General features: G+C 33.9%; 9 protein-coding genes and 1 pseudogene. 4 read left to right on the forward strand and 6 right to left on the reverse strand.

The genetic code is table 11. The annotated features are described in order from the left end of the window. Positions 1–29: 29 nt before the first annotated feature. The 5 genes from EM308_RS03180 to EM308_RS03200 all read right to left on the reverse strand — a co-directional run bounded on the left by EM308_RS03180 (position 30) and on the right by EM308_RS03200 (position 10,053). Entirely contained in the window at positions 30–1,403 is a 1,374-nt protein-coding gene (locus tag EM308_RS03180; RefSeq protein WP_035639317.1) for an alpha-L-fucosidase, read from the reverse strand. A gap of 76 nt (positions 1,404–1,479) precedes the next feature. Beyond that, a complete protein-coding gene (locus EM308_RS03185; protein ID WP_051877862.1) occupies positions 1,480–3,753 on the reverse strand; it encodes a carbohydrate-binding protein in 2,274 nt (757 codons plus the stop codon). Between the two features lie 203 nt (positions 3,754–3,956). Beyond that, positions 3,957–5,171: a glycoside hydrolase family 88 protein gene (locus EM308_RS03190; RefSeq protein WP_035639314.1), complete on the reverse strand. Its 1,215-nt coding sequence runs from the start codon at positions 5,169–5,171 to the stop codon at positions 3,957–3,959. A 74-nt stretch (positions 5,172–5,245) separates the two neighbouring features. Beyond that, positions 5,246–6,898 (reverse strand): RagB/SusD family nutrient uptake outer membrane protein, encoded by a 1,653-nt coding sequence (locus tag EM308_RS03195; protein WP_035639312.1) that lies wholly within the window; start codon positions 6,896–6,898, stop codon positions 5,246–5,248. Positions 6,899–6,915: 17 nt separating this feature from the next. After that, positions 6,916–10,053, reverse strand: a complete 3,138-nt coding sequence (locus EM308_RS03200) for a SusC/RagA family TonB-linked outer membrane protein (protein WP_035639310.1) — start codon at positions 10,051–10,053, stop codon at positions 6,916–6,918. A 980-nt stretch (positions 10,054–11,033) separates the two neighbouring features. On the opposite strand from EM308_RS03200, the pseudogene EM308_RS18380 reads away from it, so the two are divergent. The 3 genes and pseudogenes from EM308_RS18380 to EM308_RS03210 form a co-directional block, all read left to right on the forward strand. Continuing rightward, positions 11,034–11,225 (forward strand): annotated as a pseudogene (locus EM308_RS18380) (two-component regulator propeller domain-containing protein); the annotation flags it as partial. A gap of 126 nt (positions 11,226–11,351) precedes the next feature. Continuing rightward, entirely contained in the window at positions 11,352–15,086 is a 3,735-nt protein-coding gene (locus EM308_RS03205) for a hybrid sensor histidine kinase/response regulator transcription factor (protein WP_231560032.1), read from the forward strand. A 1,103-nt stretch (positions 15,087–16,189) separates the two neighbouring features. Further along, entirely contained in the window at positions 16,190–16,414 is a 225-nt protein-coding gene (locus EM308_RS03210; RefSeq protein WP_035639307.1) for a hypothetical protein, read from the forward strand. Between the two features lie 245 nt (positions 16,415–16,659). Here EM308_RS03210 and dinB read toward each other — a convergent pair whose 3' ends face one another. Continuing rightward, complete coding sequence (gene dinB / locus EM308_RS03215) at positions 16,660–17,742, reverse strand: DNA polymerase IV (protein WP_035639305.1); 1,083 nt, start codon at positions 17,740–17,742, stop codon at positions 16,660–16,662. A gap of 157 nt (positions 17,743–17,899) precedes the next feature. Between dinB and EM308_RS03220 the strand changes: the two genes are divergently transcribed. Beyond that, entirely contained in the window at positions 17,900–18,376 is a 477-nt protein-coding gene (locus EM308_RS03220) for a CYTH domain-containing protein (RefSeq protein ID WP_035639303.1), read from the forward strand. Positions 18,377–18,454 lie beyond the last annotated feature (78 nt).

An 18,454-nucleotide genomic window follows, 5' to 3' on the forward strand; every position in this document is an offset into this window, starting at 1 on the left:
AAGAAATACCTAATTGATAAGCATCTCGATTAATTCAGCAATAACTCTATTACCGGAATTTCATACATAGGCTTTTTAGCGGGCAGTTTTAGAATAGCATCCTCTCCTTTTATTTCAAATTTCAATTCGGAATTATCATGTAAAAACTGTGCATATTTCAACTGACTTTTATAACCCGGCAAAAGCAATTTCCCATCTGATGGATAATCATATAAATGCACATACATTTTTTTAGTGGTCGGATTATAGGTAAGTTTCGTTTCCTCAGGAACTTTAAATTGCTCTGGTGCAAACGTGCATCCATAAATAGATTTACTATTGGCATGCATCCAATCACCAAGACTTTCTAAAGCATTGTCTGCTCGATAATCAAATTCGCCTCGGGCAGTAGGACCAACATTTAAAATCAAATTACCTCCATTGCTCACGGACGAAATCAGTAAATCCAACAACTGTCTTTGTGATTTCCAAGAATCTTCATCTCGATAATAACCCCATGATCCCGAGAAAGTCTGACAGGTTTCGAATGTCTTTCCTTTGTATTTGCTTAATTCACCGGGCTTTACTTGTTCTGGTGTTTCAAAATCGGCTCCATCTTCATACTCATCCAAATTCAGCCTGTTGTTTATAATAATATTGGGTTGCAATTTTCTTACCTGTTTCAATAACTCAACTGATCCCCAATCGTCTTTACCTTTTCCCGGTCCTCTTTCGTTTGTGGCAAACGAAAAATCCAACCATAATAAATCTATTTTGCCATAATTTGAAAGCAATTCGGTAACCTGATTGTGAAGGTATTTTCGGTATTCAGCTATATTTCTATTTTTATTCAACTGCGCATATGCAGCCACGGGATCCTTCACACTTCCATCCTCTGGCAGATGCTGAGGATGTTGATAATCGATTGGGTAGTCTGGATGGTGCCAATCGAGAAGAGAATAATAAAACCCTATTTTGATTCCTTCTGCCCTGAAAGCATCCACAAATTCCTTTACCAAATCTCTCTTTGCTTGAGTATTGGTACTTTTATAATCAGTGTATTTACTATCAAATAAACAAAACCCTTCGTGGTGTTTGGTAGTAAGTACTGCGTATTTCATACCGGCAGCCTTTGCTTCCTTTGCCCATAATTTGGGGTTAAACTGATCGGGGTTGAACATATCAAAATATTTTTGATACTGTTCATTAGTCATTGCTTCCCTCCTCTTTATCCATTCATGACGTGCAGGCATGGCGTACAACCCCCAATGGATAAACATCCCAAAACGGGCATCTGTCCACCACTCCATTCTTTTTGCTTTCTGTTCTGACGTTTCATTGCCTATTTTTTTTTGTCCAAAAGATAAATTTGTGACTATTAAAAATGCTAAGAACAAAATAATCCCCTTTAATCTATTTTTCATTTATTGTAAGTTATTATTAATTAATCCAGATTGTAAGTTTATCTTTAATTAAGAATAATGTTATTGTTTTATACTTTTATTTAGGCCAAACCTTTATCTCCTGCATACCAATGTTACCAAATTCAATTGGGCCCGGGAATGGATTGTTAACGTTTCGTTTATGGCTAAAATAATCATAGTCTATCTTCACAGGTGACCCATCAGGATTAGTAAACTCTTGATTAGGAATTGTCGCTTTATCCAAAACCTGAGTTGTAACTAATTTTCTCTTAGATTTATTTACCCAATCAGAAGAAACATGCATCGATAAATACCAGCCATCCGCTTTGTGAATAAGTTTCACATCAGAATCAAAATTGGAATCAAATATAGCAGTAGTATCGTTTGAGTCCCGCTGTGTTTCTTTTGTATAAACATTACCATCATAATTTATCGGGAGTTTCGGTTCATCCCATTTTTTAAAGGAAGCTTTGTTTATTATTAGGTTATTATACCAACTCCAATTTCCACCCACATTAAGTGTCTTTCCCAAAGAAACAGTTTCATGTGGTTTATAATAGTACGTTTTACGTGCATCTTTACCTCCGGCTACAGTACCACTGATAAGATTATGCACATTGGCAACACCTTGTGATTTTTGATAAATTGCCTGTTCGGAAAGAAAAATATTGTTGGCCATAAGCAGTGGACCATGATTAACTTCTAAAAATACATCATTCTCAAACATCCCTTTCGCAGAACCATTGTCATGAAACAAGTTTCCAACAACCTGTACGCCCTGAGCTCCCCAGTCTAGCCAAATTCCACGAATGGTACGGTAAATATGGTTATTCCTTATCACCGCATCCATAGCAAAATGTAGTTTGATACCTGCCTGTTCCCATCCTGAAAATATTTCGCCTATGCAAATGTCATGAATGTCGTTTCCTTCAATGAGACTAAAGGCTCCACCACTACAACCTACAATACCAGCCTGACCGCATTCATAGATTTGATTGTTCCGAATGGTATGAAAGCCTGTCTCGTCTTTGGTCCATGATGCATTTTCGAAATAATCGATCAGTTGCTTCTCTGTTTGACCAGCATTTGGTTCAGGATACACCCTTGGAGGTAATTTTTGATAATGGTGCGCATGTCCGAATGTTGAACGGCCAAGCGAAATACCAGAACAACGTGAATTACGAATGATGTTATTTTCAATAACCCATCCTTTTCCCCAACGAGTTCCTATAAGTCCTGGTTGCTCAGCCGATGGTGGTGCCCAGTTCGTAGCCGCATTTTCAAGAATAAATCCTCTAACGGTAATATAATTGATGCCTGTTTTCTCTGGATAGAATACTTGTGGTCGAACGGAGATCTCAACCGATTCTGTATTTGGGTTTATCCCATTGGGAAACTGTGCCCAGATTGTTGTTTTGCCGTCTGAGTTTAATTTAGGTGCTCTAATAACAAGACAAATATTTTGTTTCCCTGAAAGCTTACGCAATAACTTGATATTAAAAGGAGAAAATTTTGTCCAGTCGCCGGTATTGGTTACAACTGAAGAACCCAACAATTCTCCTGATGGATTTCCAAGGTGCACCTCTACTGTTCCACCTTTAGCCAATGTTGCTGCATTAAAAAACAAAATATCGGTACCAGACCCAAAGTCAACCGCATCAAAATGAAGTATTGATCCATCCTTCAAATAACCAAAAGGAAAGTGATCACCTGGGAGGACAACCGCCTGATCACCACCTTCAACAGATGAATCTGCATAAGTCATTTGTTTGCCTCCTGCTGGATGTACCCATTCAATATTCATCAACACCGGACCACCATTGCCATCAGCTTCAGTATAAAAATAAGGTTGGTCACCTGTAGGTTTAAAAACGTCATAAAGAGAAAATGTTTCCCTGATTCTTTTCCCGTTCAAATAAACACTGCCTGTATGATTAGGCTTGCCATTGCCCATATACCAACTACCGTAAAGCTGCTCCTCAAATGGGTTGTTTGTCCCGAAAAATGAATTTGAAAGTGTTAATTTCCAAGTATCACTCTCAACTTTCTCCCATCCTTTAACTGATTCTGATCCCGTAATAACAACTTTTTCGCCAGGAGCCGCCTGATAGGTAATACATTTTTCTTTAGATGTACCGCCTCGGGGTGGTGCAATTTTTTCACGATAAATCCCCTCATGAACGGTAATTATATCACCAGGCATCGCTTTATTAGCTGCTGCCATAATCGTTTTTAATGGTTTCTTAAAAGACCCATCATTGTTATCATTTCCTTTTACAGATACATGGTATTCTTTTGCAAAAGCAAAAAAAGTATTTAAACTAATTAATAGAATAATAATTTTTTTCATACTTAATCTAATTAAAGTGCAATTGTTTCATACAAAGAAGTTCATTCATAGGATATGACTCGAATTGTGACGCTGATTTGTTCCTAAAATAAAAAAACACGTAGAATACTAATTAAAAATTAATCCAATCACCATTACTTAACTTGATTGCTGATTAACCGAAAACTGTGTGCTACGTGTTGAAATCATAATCTCCAAAGAGATTATAAATACCATTTTTTATAACGCAATAATGCTTCGAGGAAATAATAGTCGGCATAAGTAAGCGGTACATCGATTTCTCCGTTATGAGGAATAGAACCTACGCTATGCATTAACAAATAACCTCCATTTGAACCCAATTTTGCTCTGTATTTTGGTGTTGATAATGACTTCAAAATGGTTTTGGCAACATCAACATAATTCTGTTTCTCTTTCCCTGAAGTGTATTGACCCAGTTCCAACAATGCAGAGGCATAAAGTGCCCCAGCCGACGCATCACGCAAAGCATTCGGAATATTCGGAGCATCAAAATCCCAATACGGAACCTTATCCGCCGGTAAATTAGGGTTGTTCAAAATAAATTTTGCAATTCCTTGCGCTTGTTTTAAATAAGCAGGATTTTTGGTAAAACGATACATCATCGTGTAACCATACAAAGCCCATCCCTGTCCCCTGCTCCATGCGCTGGAATCTGCATAGCCCTGAGCCGTAACTTTTTTAAGAACTTGCCCAGTTTTCAAATCATAATCCAACACGTGATAACTACTGTAATCCGGTCTGAAATGATTTTTGATCGTTGTATTGGCATGATTTTCGGCTATATCTGCAAAAGTTGGATCATTACTGTTATGACTTGCCCATTCCAGCATCTCCAGATTCATCATATTGTCAATGATAACCGGACCAGCAAAACCTTTTTGTTTCAAAGCACCTTCAGTAACCTCCCATGACTGAATCACCTTGGCATCAGGACGGTATCTTGTTGCCAAAGATTTAGACGATTGCAGAATCACTTTTTTGTATTCTTCGTTTTTCGTTAATCGATAAGCGTTCCCAAAACTGCAATACATCATAAAACCCAAATCATGGTTTTTGGTGTAATATTTTACCGTGTCTAATATCGCCAGTCTTTTTTTGGCTTCATCCAGTATTAATGGCTTTTTGGTATATTCATAAATATACAAAAGTGTTCCGGGATAAAAACCACTACACCACCACCAGACATTGGAACTAACATTTTTGTTGTGTTCAAATGTTTTGGGCATCGAATCTTGTGGAGTTGCTTTTTCCAAATACTGATATTGCTTTTCGGCAAATGCGAAATTGTCATGAATCAGTTTTTGCATCGCAAAATGATCCTTGCTATTATCTTTTTGGGCAAAAACAGATAAGCCGCTCAAAGATAATAGTACTAAGTAGTACTTAACTCTTTTCATTATTTTTCTATAAGATAAAAGAGTTGGTAAAATGGATATGTATTTTAGCCAACTCTTTTATTATTTTACTTAAATTACCAGTTAGGGTTCTGTTTTAAGTTAGGATTTAGACCTAATTCATTAGTTGGAAAAGGCCATAAATAATCTCTAGCAGGATCAAATTTTCTTTTAGTATTGGCTTGCAATATTATATAGCTATTACTATCCAATGTTGCTGGAGCTTTTCCAAATTCAGCATACCAGTAACTTCCCAAAACTGTCTTTGGCAATTCTATTTCAGCTGTTTTCCATCTAATTAAATCCCAATAACGGAAACCTTCCAGAGAAAGTTCAACTCTACGTTCTCTTCTGATCTCTGTTCTCATATCCAAACCGTTAGCTGTCACAAAAGCGTTTGTTAATTTTGGCATAGCAGCTCTTGCTCTTAATAAATTAATAGAAAGATCTAAATCTGCATCGCTAATCGTTCCGTTCAATTCAAAACTAGCTTCTGCATAAATTAACAATATTTCAGCATATCTAGTAATTGGATAATCAATAAATGACCTTCCAGCAGCCCTATCTACGTCATTGAAATATCCTCTATACGCATACTTTGATACCATAAAACTATTAGGTACTGAAAAAGCTACACCAATATTATAAGGATCTCCTGTTTTAAAAAATCGATCACTCATCCTTGGATCTCTATTGGTATAAAGATCTTTCGCCTTAGTAGTTGTAGCATTAGGTGCTACATACAATGGCGATTTAGTATAAGGCAAACCGTCTTTCATCAAATAAGCATCTACCAAAGATTGCGTTTGACCATAACGACCATTATCAATCTCCGCTATAGTATTGTGCGATACCACAACATCGGCAACACTTTTCCCATATTGATTAACCAATATATTTTCTTTATTACCACTTCCTTCACCTGCATATTGCAATAAATTGAAATAAGCAGTATTACCCCCTGAAGCAGTATTGAATAAACTGTGTTCTTTTGAGTCCATAACTGCTTTTGCAGCATTTCTTGCAATTGTCAAGTGCTTAATAGGGTCGCCATATCCATGAAACTTGGAACGTGTTCCTTCAAAAAGTGCCACTTCGGCTTTCAAAGACAAGGCTGCTGTTTGTGAAATTCTACCATAACTTGCATATGTTGTTGAACTCAAAACTGAGGCAGTCCTCAATTTTGAAACAGCATCGTCTAAATCAGCATATATAGCATTAACAACTTCGTCTCTTGTGTTTTGTGGAGCCTGCAACTCTGGAGAATTTTCGTCTAATACTTTTAGTATTAATGGAACACCACCATAACGTTGTAATAAATTATAATAAGCCCTTGCTCTAAAATACTTAGCTTCTCCAACATACCAATTTACATTAGTTGCAGCTACACCATTCGCTAGTACTTTAGGTGCATTTTCTATCAGTTTATTAGCGGCTCTTATAAAGCCATAATTGTTATTATAATTACCATCTGTTGCAGGAACATTTCGCGATCCATCACTAATTGAATTTGAAGCTGTTCCAAAAGAATCATCAGACATAAGATCAGCACTAATAGAAACATTTGGCAAAGAAGTATATAAGTAATTTGCAGCCATTTTTAAATCACTCTCACTCTTCCAATAGCTAGCATCCGCAATGGCTGTTTCAGGAAGTCGATCCGTATCACACGAAATCATGGCTGTTATCAAAAACAATACAGCAAACAGGGTTTTATTTTTAGTTTTCATAATATCAAGTTTGTAAATTAAAATGTAAGATTAACTCCTAATGAAGTAGTCCCTAATAATGGGTATTGATCATAAGCACCATTAGGTTGTTCTGGATCTAATGTCGCTTTCCAAATACCTAATTTAGAAACAGTAGCTACATTCTCAGCCGAAACATAGAATCGCACTCTAGTAAAGAATCCTTGTTTTAACGCACTGTTTGGCAAAGAATAACCCAATTGAATATTTTTAAGTCTTGCATAGGCTCCATCCATAATCCATTTGTCTGAAGTAGCAAAATTTTGGTTTACAGCGTTGATATAATAAGGTCTTGGAAAGGCAGCATCATGATGGTCTGGCGTCCAATAGTCCATGTGAATGGATGTTGGCGGAAGAAAGGAAGCAGCAAATGGTTCTAGAAGATTAGTGCTAGGCATAAAAGCTCTTTTACCAACACCTTGAATAAAGAAACTAAAATCAAGATTTTTCCAATTGGCACTACCATTAACTCCAAATAAATACTGTTGCTGATCCGTACCTAATTTTACTAAATCTCCATGATCCTTTACAGATCCTGCTCCTGCATTAACTTTCCCATCCCCATTTTGATCGATGTAAGCTACGTCCCCAATTCCGGTATTAGCTGAATAGAAAGCTGTTGCTTTTACTGCATCTAGTTCTGCCTGATTATTGATGAAACCAGGTTGTGTTTTATATCCCCATATTGTATTTAATGGTTCTCCTTCAATCAATGTATTTGTTCCAATTCCCACCACAGTTTTACCTGTGTATGACTTCAATTTATTCTCATTATTAGATAAATTAAACCCAATACTATAGTTAAAATCATCACCAATTTTATCTCTAAAATTCATTTCAAATTCCCAACCCCAAGATTCCAATACGCCGTTATTAATTTTTGGAGATCCCACACCAAAAGTAGCCGGTAAGGTTAATGGAGTCAACATATTTTTATTTTTTTTGGTGTAATAATCAAACTTACCTGTCAATTTGTTTTGGAAAAAACCAAAATCTAAAGCATAATTGTATTCTTCAACTGTTTCCCAAGATAAATTTGAAGATGCTACTGAATTTTGAAAGAAGTAACTTGTTTTTGTTTCAGGATTTCCTAAAACCAAAGCAGATCCATTACCAAGCATACTCAAATAATCATAATAACCAATTCCTAAAGAATTCCCTAACTGACCCCATGAAAATCTAGGTCTAAATTCTGAAATAAAAGGTAAATTTTTTGAAAACCATTCTTCCTTATGCATGTTCCAACCCGCTGAAACAGCCGGGAATGTTTTTGTACGTGATTGCGGTGCCAAACGCGAACTTTCATCTGATCTGATAGTAAATCCTAAAAGATATTTGTCCTTATAGCTGTAATCTAAACTACCAAAAAGAGATTGATTTGCGAATGTAAAAATAGTTTGATTATTTGTTCTCGTTGTAGTATCACCTAAATTTAAAGAAGGAATTTCATTGCTCGCCAAATTAGTTGCACCAGCAGAAAGAGCAGAAGCTCTATAATCATCCCATTGGTAACCTGCAAGAAATGCAAACTTATGATCTTCTGCAATGGTAACATCATAATTTGTCAAGAATTGAAAGTTATTTGTTTTCTGTACTCCTTGGTTCAAGTTGTATGAATTAGGATTATTAAAAACGGATTGCGCAATATTATTCCTATTTGGCAAAGTAAAACCTCTTTTAAAATCTTCAGTATCATCAGACCGTATTTGATGGCCATAAATTAATCTAAATTTCAATCCTTTTGCTAAATCTTTTATTGTTGCTTGAAATGTCGAATTGATATCGTCAACAATTCTATTATTATATCCTCCGTACAATAAATTCCCATATATTCCTCCAATATCCGATCCCCCTTCTACACTACCTGCTTGATTAAAAATTGGATTTCTTAATCTGGCTTTATAAATAGCCCCTATTGGTGCATTTCCTCCAGATGGAGCATTAGTAACATAATTAGTATAGGTCACTTTTGAATCCAAATAAATGTATTTATTTAATTCTGTTCCCACATTCATACGCATATTAAGACGCTTAAAATGATCCGGACCCACTTTTAAATACCCGTCTTGATCCAAATACCCTACGGAAAACAAATAATTCATTTTCTCAGTACCTCCACGCGCACTTACATTATACGTTTGTATTATGGATTGTTCACTCAATATATCTTTGGTAAAATCACGTTGATTAAGATAAAGAAAGGTAGTACCACCTGGTTGAAAGTAGGTATAAACTCCGTTTTTAATATTATCTATTTCATAAGGCTGATATTCAAGCGGCTGCCCAGCATTTACTCTTCCCAAATTGGAATAGTTAGCTTCATCCAACAAACTCAGCCTTTTTGGAATAAACATTGGTTTTTCAATACCCAAATTTGAGGAAGCCTCAAAAATAGTCTTACCCTCTTTCCCTTTCTTAGTAGTCACTAATATAACTCCTCCCGCAGCTTGAGCTCCATAAATAGATGCTGCTGCAGCATCTTTCAAAACACTCATGCTTTCTACATCATTTGGATTGATTGTTTGCAACATAAACATATCAGTAGGAACTCCATCAACAACCAATAGTGGATTTATAGCCCCATTAGCTGAAGTTGCCCCACGTATTTGAATACCTATACTTTCTTTTCCTGGTTGCCCACTTGTACGTGTTACGTTCATTCCTGGCACTTGTCCTTGCAAGGCAGTGGCTAAATTGGCAACCGGACGGTTTTCTATTGCCTTTGCACTTACTGTAGAAACTGAACCTGTTAAATTGGATTTCTTCTTTGTACCGTATCCAACGACAATAACTTCATTTAATTTTGAGTTGGCTTCTGTTAGAGATATATTCATCGTTGATGAGCTCCCAACGGTTAAGGTTCTGGTTTCAAAACCAATATAAGAGAAAACCAATTGATCGCTTGGTGACGCCGAAATTTTAAATTTTCCATCAAAATCAGTACTCGTTGCTGTTTTTGTTCCTTTTACGGTAACAGTAACCCCATAGAGTCCTACTTTATTTTGATCATACACTTGTCCGCTAACTGTTTTATTTTGCGCTTGCGCAAATACGGATACCATCATTATAAAAACACCGACAAGAAAATGTCTGAAAACCTTAGTAAAAGGCTGGTGTTTTAAATTCAAATTTTTCATAATTATTTTTTTTAGTTCTTTAGTTAATTCTTTAAATCTGTTTTTGGAAAATAGTTGGTTGTTTTTACATAAATTAATTTTTGGTTCATTTTTATTATTTGTTTTTTTCTAATTCACGAAACCTTTTTTTTGAAAAAGATATTTTTATAAGCATCCTTTTTTATGTTATTAATAATTTATTCAACACGAAAACGTTTTCATAAAAAATATAATTTCAAATGTACTTTGGAGTATCTTATCAAAAGGTTAAATTTCTCCCTTTATAGAATAAATTCCTCCTTTTTATTAATGCATCGTTTTATTTTTAACAGTCTTTTTTTAAAGTGTGTTTTTTTATTATCGTTTATCATTTTTAAGAATCACTGTCCGAGATTTCTTTTTTTGAGTATTTTCTTTTGGAGTTTATTTTTTAGACACTGGTGTCTTTGCCCAAAATAAATCATTATTATTTAATCATTTAAATGTCACTAGTGGACTATCAAATAACACTCTTATGCCCATCACCCAAGACTCCTCTGGTTTCATATGGTTTCAAACTAAATATGTTTTAAGCATTTTTTAGACAACGAAAACGTTTTCATAAAAAATTAAGGTTCCAAATTTACAGTGGAATAGATTTTTCTGGGCGGAAATTTTTCCAATTTTGGACCAGAATATTCCAACCCCCTTTATTAACAGACTTTATAATATTATTTTAATAGTCTTCCTTCGAAGTATTCTTTATAATTGCCTATCATTTTTATTTTTTTAAAAAAGATTTCTGATTAAATAAATAACGATTTAATAAGGCTAAGGAATAAATTGCTTAACCAACAGATTGGGCTTTTAAATTTTATATTATTTTTGACATATATTTATGATTATCATACAATATGTCTTCTAGACATTTTTTTCAGGACTGTTTTATCTTCTTAGTCCTAAAATTTGAATATTCAAATAACATCGCATGTTGCTAATTATATAAACCTTAAAAATTTTCTATGAACTTTAAAAATTACAATTCCAAATTTTTCTTTTTGTGTATTTTCTTTTGGAGTTTATTTTTTTTAGACACTGATGTCTTTGCCCAAAAAAATTCATTGTCATTTAATCATTTGGACGTCACTAACGGACTATCGAATAACACGGTTATGTGTATCAATCAAGACTCCACTGGTTTCATGTGGTTTGGAACCAAATATGGTTTAAATCGTTATGACGGGCATTCCTTTAAAGTTTTTAAAAATGACCCTAAAGACAAAACAAGCATATCTTCAAATAGTATAATAGGGAGGATCTTAGTAATTAAAAATAGAAAAATGTTGATACAAATTAATGGGGTAGATTTGTATCATTCGAATGACAATTCTTTTGAAAACATTATTCCTCAAAAAGAAGGGGTTAATGAAATACTGCAAGACACAAAGGACAATTTCTGGATTGGCACAAAAACCCAATTAAAACTTAAAACTGCCAACAGCAATAAAATTGTCACAATCAAAATTGCAAAAGGAGATATAAACGTTACAGAACTCTATGAAGATAATGAACAGCACATTTGGGTGGGAGCTTCTGAGGGATTATTTGAACTATTTTTTACCAACAAAAAACTGGTTATAAAAAGACATTTAAGTTCCTTATTTAAAAACAGTGAAAATATCGATCGAATTAACACCATTGTTCAAGACCAAAATTTAAAATACTGGATCGGGACAAAAAAAAACGGTCTCTATCTTTTTGACAAAAAAACAATGAAGGTTACTCATTTTGTAAAAAACAACAATGATAAAAACTCATTAATAAACAATAGTGTCCGTAAAATTTTATGTAATAAAAATGGTTCACTTTGGATTGGTACCCAAGATGGGTTATCTATTTTAAATCCCTACACTCAAACGTTTGTCAATTACCAGCACGATCCAACAAACCCAAACAGTTTAAGCCAAAATTCTATTTATGACATTTTCCAGGATAAAAATGGCTCTGTTTGGATTGCTACTTTTTTTGGAGGTATTAATGTTGTCTACTCCGTAAATACACCCTTCACTATTTATCAAAACAGTATTGGCAAAAACAGTATCAGCAGCAATATAATCAGCGCAATGGTTGAAGACGGCAACCACAATTTATGGATTGGAACAGAAGCCGGCGGTTTAAATTATTATAATAGGAGTTCCCAACAGTTTATCAGTTATAAAAATAGCCTTACCGATAAAAACAGTTTAAGTTCTAATCTGGTTAAGGCCATTGTCATTGATAAAAACCAAAATTTATGGATTGGTACAGGTGATTTTGGAGGATTAAATTTATTTGATACCAAAACATCGAAGTTTACAACTTTCAGACGAAATATCAACAATAGCGGTAGCATTGCTTCCGATGATATTAACACTTTAATTATCAATAAACATAATATCTTGTTTATTGGAACAGATATAGGATTAAACATTTATGATATTAATCGTCAAAAATTTAGTTTTATTTCACCCAAGGGAAAAACATACATTGATAAGTCTATAAATGCACTATTTGAAGATAAAAAAGGCATTATTTGGATAGGAACTCCAAATGGAATCCATCATTATCAAAATTCAAGAATTGAGTATAAAACTTTTAAAGACAGCCTAAACAATCCATTCAAATACAACATCAACTGCTTTCATCAAGATAGTCAAGGTAATATGTGGGTAGGAACCTACCATAACGGATTGGCATTGTTGAATCTAAAAAATAATAGCTTTAAAATTTTTAATACTACCAATGGGTTACCCAGTGACAATATATTAGCCATTACAGAAGACAAAGACAGCAACTTGTGGATAAGCACAGATAACGGTTTGGTTAAATATACCCCCCTTTTAAATACTTTTCGAAGTTTCAACATACTTGATGGTCTGCCAGATAATCAATTCAATACTAAATCTGTTTTAAAGGACCATCAGGGAATGCTTTTTTTTGGGACATACAGTGGCTTAGTAAGCTTTATTCCTGAAAGAATTCAGAAAAATACAGTGCCACCAGATGTTGTTCTATCTAATCTCAAATTGTTTAACGTCTCTGTTAAAATAAACGATGAGAGCGGTATTTTAAAACAGGATATCAATTTTAGCAATACCTTGACTTTTAATCACGACCAAAACAATTTTACAATTGAGTTTTCGGCGTTAAATTTTATTAAATCCAATAAAAACAAATATGCTTACAAGCTTGATGGTTTTGAGAAAAACTGGAATTATGTAGAAATTCCATCGGCAAACTATACCAATTTACCAGCAGGACATTATCAGTTTTTAGTCAAAGCGGCCAATAATGACAATATTTGGAGTAAGAATATCAAAAAAATTGAGATTGTGATACTTCCTCCTCTATGGAAAACATGGTGGGCGTATCTTATCTATTTTGTTGTAGCTTTTACAATAACTTATTACATCTTAAAGTTTTTAAAAGCTAGAGCAGACCTTAAACAAGAACTTCATTTTGAAAAAATGAAGTTGGATTTCTTTACTAATATATCACATGAAATCAGGACACCATTAACGCTTGTTTTAGGTCCTATCGAAAAATTGGAGCAATTAACGCCTAAAAACACACAAGCTCATAAATATGCTCTTACTATTAAAAACAATACCGAACGCTTGTATCGATTGGTAAACGAACTATTAGATTTCAGGAAAGCAGATTCTGGTAATATGCGCCTTTATTTTTTTGAAGAAGATATCGTAAGTCCTTTAAAAGAAATTTTTGAAAATTTTCAAACACTTGCCGAGGCAAAAAACATTCAGTACAATTTTAAAAATAGTCATGATTCTATTTTGGTTTATTTTGATAAAGACCAAATAGAAAAAGTATTTTTTAATTTGTTGTCAAATGCTTTCAAGTTTACACAAAATGGCGGCTGTATAACTTTGGGCATTGTCTTAAAAAATCAACATGTGGAAATTACAGTAACAGATAACGGCAAAGGTATTGCCGTTGACAATATTGATGATGTTTTCAAAAACTTTTATCAGGCTGGGCAAAATATAGGGACAGGTATTGGTTTGGCACTATCAAAAAGCCTTGTTGAACTCCATAAAGGAAAAATAACGGTGACCAGCAAACCGACTACGCCGACAGAAATAGGAGAAACTACTTTTACGGTAACATTACAACTGGGCAAAAATCATATAACTGAGAGTGATATTGCTCTTGTACCTGCAGTTCAGAACAGTATTTACAAAGAAGTTGATGATTATTCGACGGAAGACTTTGTTGATACCCCAATTATGGAAGATAAAAGTAAAAGTGCAACAATTTTAATTGTTGAGGATAACGATGACATAAGGGAATTTATCAAACAATCTTTAGAAGGCCAATACCATATTTATGAAAAAGAAAACGGACTAGAAGGCTGGGAAAATGCCATTCAAACCCTCCCGGATCTTATTATTAGCGATGTTATGATGCCTGTTATGGATGGATTGGAACTTTGCAAAAAACTCAAAACCGATATACGAACTTCACATATTCCTGTAATTCTGTTAACAGCCAAATCGGCTCCAATTCATCAAATACACGGTTTACAACACGGTGCAGATGCCTATATTACCAAACCTTTCAATGATCAAATTCTACAACTTAATATTCGCAATCTCTTAGCCTTAAAAGCGGCATTGCAAAAAAAATATAGCGAACAACTGCTAGAATTACCGATTATTACAACTGCCGAATCGTCTCAGGAAGAGATATTCCTACAAAAACTGCAACAAATTATTGAAGACAATATTTCCAATACCAGTTTAGATCTCAACTTTATTACTACAGAAATTAGTATGAGTAAAACGAGTTTATACAATAAATTTAATGCTCTTACAAACCTGTCCTTAAACGAATTTATTAAGACTCAACGCTTAAAGCGTGCTGTAGCGCTATTCCAAAAAGGAGAAACCTCAATTTATTTGGTTGCCTCACAAGTTGGATTTAGTGATGCCAAATACTTTGGTCGTGAATTCAAAAAAACATATGGGATTACCCCTAGTGACTATATTAAAAATAAAGGACAAGTAGGAACCTAAATTTTGATCATTTAACGAGCGATGTATACTGATTAATTGACTCTATATGCAAACCAAAAGTAGAGAAAAAGCTAAGCTACATTTTTATAATTCTTTTAGCATTTGAATTTGGGTTTTGATATTCTAAACTTAACATATATAATTTCTCTAAATCATTCTTAAATCGGTTCGAAAAAACAATGTTTTGGGGAGCTTATTAAAAAGACTTTACATTTGTAAGGTCTTTTTTTTTGCGCTAAAGTCAAGTGAAATAGGCACATTCAGAAGTAAGCGCACTTTTGAGTAAAAAAATAAAAAAATGACCAATTTTGAGATTCAAAAGGATCAATCCTAGGATTTAAAGTAATACACCCCCTACATTCTGCATCCTTATGGGGAATATCTCTTTTCAACATTATATATATTGAGCTTGGTTTATTTTCAATTGCACAGGTTTTGGGTTGAAAAACTTATTCCATCACAATTATTTCAATCAAAAAAATTCTTCTACTTCAAATTTACAAACCACAAAACACTCAATCTCAAACTAAAACGATCTGAAAAAGCAATTCTTTGAATACGAATTCAAAAAAAAATTCCCCTAAAAAAAATTAGAACTTTAAAAAAAAGAGACCTAAAAACGAAATTGACATAAATTATCAAATAGCCATACAAAAGTCAAATTCAATGAAAATAATTTAATAATTTAGTCTCAAACAACATCAAAAACCCTCATATTAAAACCAAAATTAATTTTTTAATACCGATGAATATGAAACCATTGATGCCTACACAAAGTCATAAAGACCTCTTTATCGAAGACGCACGTAACTGCTGCGACCAAACCCTTCAAACACAAAAAAAAGAAAGCAATTTTCAGATTTGTTAACGTATTCAAACAACGAATAAAATAACAATCAACGTTTAACAAAGATTATTGAAATTACAACTTGTTAATCATAGTTCTTTACGTTTTTCGATTACCAATAAAATAAAATTGAGATTAAAAAACAGATTAATATTTTTCAAAAAAATTAATAGTCCACAATTTTTTCTTAACCATAGAATAATAGAGTCTATAATTCAACTAAGTAATTTCGCTTTAATTTTTAAAATAAATCAAAATGGAAGCAAAAACACCAAACACAGAAAATAACATCAATATGTTTGCCTTTATGCCAGAAATGGTTTTAGAACACTTAAACCATGCAAAACCGACTGAATTTATAATCGAAGAACCAACTATTGAACCCATTGTCCATAAAGTAAACATATCTGCTGATCCTGAAATTCCAGAATTGGATTCTTTTTTTGATACCTATTCTGGAAAGAACAATAAAATTTATTGAAAACTATAAAATCAATCCTAATTAATTTCAACCTTTAAAATATAATGTTATGAAAGCAAGTGTCTCAATTACAGCTCAAACCCCTATCGTAGAATCATTAATAGAAACGATTATCGAACCCATTATAAGCAAATGCTAAAGGCACAATAATCGGATTAAAGCCAGCTCCGTTTGACTCTTATTTTATGGATTTCAGGGATTAGTATATCCAAAAATTGGCTGCAATTGCATTGAAATCTACAAAATCAGAAGTCAAATTTGAGCTGTACAACTACCGTTTTCTTGATTTCGGTATTAAGATTACTTAAAGATATTCCTAGGAGTCGAACGGAGTCTTTCATTTTTTCTTGGTACAAAAGCTCCTTAACGGTCTCAAAAATCAGTGATTTATCCGAAATAAAATAAGGCATTGTTTTGCTTCTTGTTTGCTGGGTAAAATCGCTGTATTTTATTTTGAGAGTAATGGTTTTGCCGGAAATCTGATGCTTTTTTAGTCGGCGTTCCAATTCTGCTGCGATTTTTTCGAGCTTTTCCAACATAAAAATTTCCGAGGAAAGATTTGTGTCAAAAGTATGTTCGGCCGCTACAGATTTTGCAATCCTCGTTGATTTCACCTCACTGTTGTGAATTCCCCGGACAACATTATAATAAAACCCACCAGACTTCCCAAAATGCTTTTCAAGAAACTCTAAGGTTTTATTTTTTAAATCCAAACCCGTAAAAATTCCGAGCTGAAACATTTTCTCGGTGGTAACTTTTCCAACGCCATAGAATTTTTGAATGGGCAACTGTTCCAAAAAGGAAATAACTTCATCTGGATTGACCGTTTTTTGTCCGTTTGGCTTATTATAATCGCTCGCAATTTTGGCTACAAACTTATTGACCGAAATCCCCGCCGAAGCCGTCAATCCAACTTCATTGAATATTCTTTCCCTAATTTCTTTTGCCAATAAAGTAGCACTAGGATTCCCTTTTTTGTTATTGGTAACATCCAGATAAGCTTCGTCAAGCGAAAGAGGTTCAACCAAATCTGTGTATTCACGGAATATTTTATGGATCTTTTTGGATATTTCTTTATATCGGTCAAAACGAGGTCGTACAAAAATAAGTTCGGGACAGTTTTTTTTGGCCAAAACTCCACTTAAAGCTGAACGAACACCAAATTTCCTGGCTTCATAACTTGCCGCCGAAACGACTCCACGATTTTCTGCCCCACCAACCGCAATAGGTTTTCCCCTCAATTCCGGATTGTCCATTTGCTCCACCGATGCATAGAACGCATCCATGTCGATGTGAATTATTTTTCTATGTGAAAATGATTCAGGCATGAAACAAATTTAGAAACGTTGTGAAAAAAAAGAAACGCTGAAACTGTTAAAAAAATAAATGAATATCTTTGACAAAAAACACTGGTATGATTAGCCAAATTACTTTTTTATTTTCCTTTAAAAAAGAAGAAAACACTTTTAACCAAAAAACATTAAAATGGTAGAAATAGAAAGAAAATTTTTGGTTACATCTAATGCTTTCAAAGCGGAATCTTTTACCCAAAACAGAATAAAACAAGGTTATTTGAGTTCGGTTCCAGAAAGAACAGTTCGTGTGCGTATAAAAGGAAATAAAGGCTTTTTGACGATAAAAGGAATCTCCAACGAATCAGGGCTAACCCGTTTTGAATGGGAAAAAGAGATTCCGGTTGAAGAGGCTGAAAAATTATTGCTTTTGTGTGAATCTGGTGTAATTGACAAAACCCGATTTGAAGTCAGATCTGGCAATCACATTATTGAAATAGATGAGTTTTATGGCGAAAATGAGGGACTCATTTTGGCCGAAATTGAACTAAAGTCTGAAACAGAATCTTATGAAAAACCTGTGTGGTTGGGCGAAGAAGTGACGAACGACAAAAGATATTACAATGCGTACCTAAGTAATAATCCTTTTAGGAATTGGGCGTTAGAGTGATCACTAAAGAGTAATAAGCAAAATACAACTTAGACTCTATTCTTATTGAAAAAGCTAAAAGTTCGATTTTTTATCCAA

The sequence above is a fragment of the Flavobacterium gilvum genome, from assembly GCF_001761465.1.
GTDB lineage: Bacteria > Bacteroidota > Bacteroidia > Flavobacteriales > Flavobacteriaceae > Flavobacterium > Flavobacterium gilvum.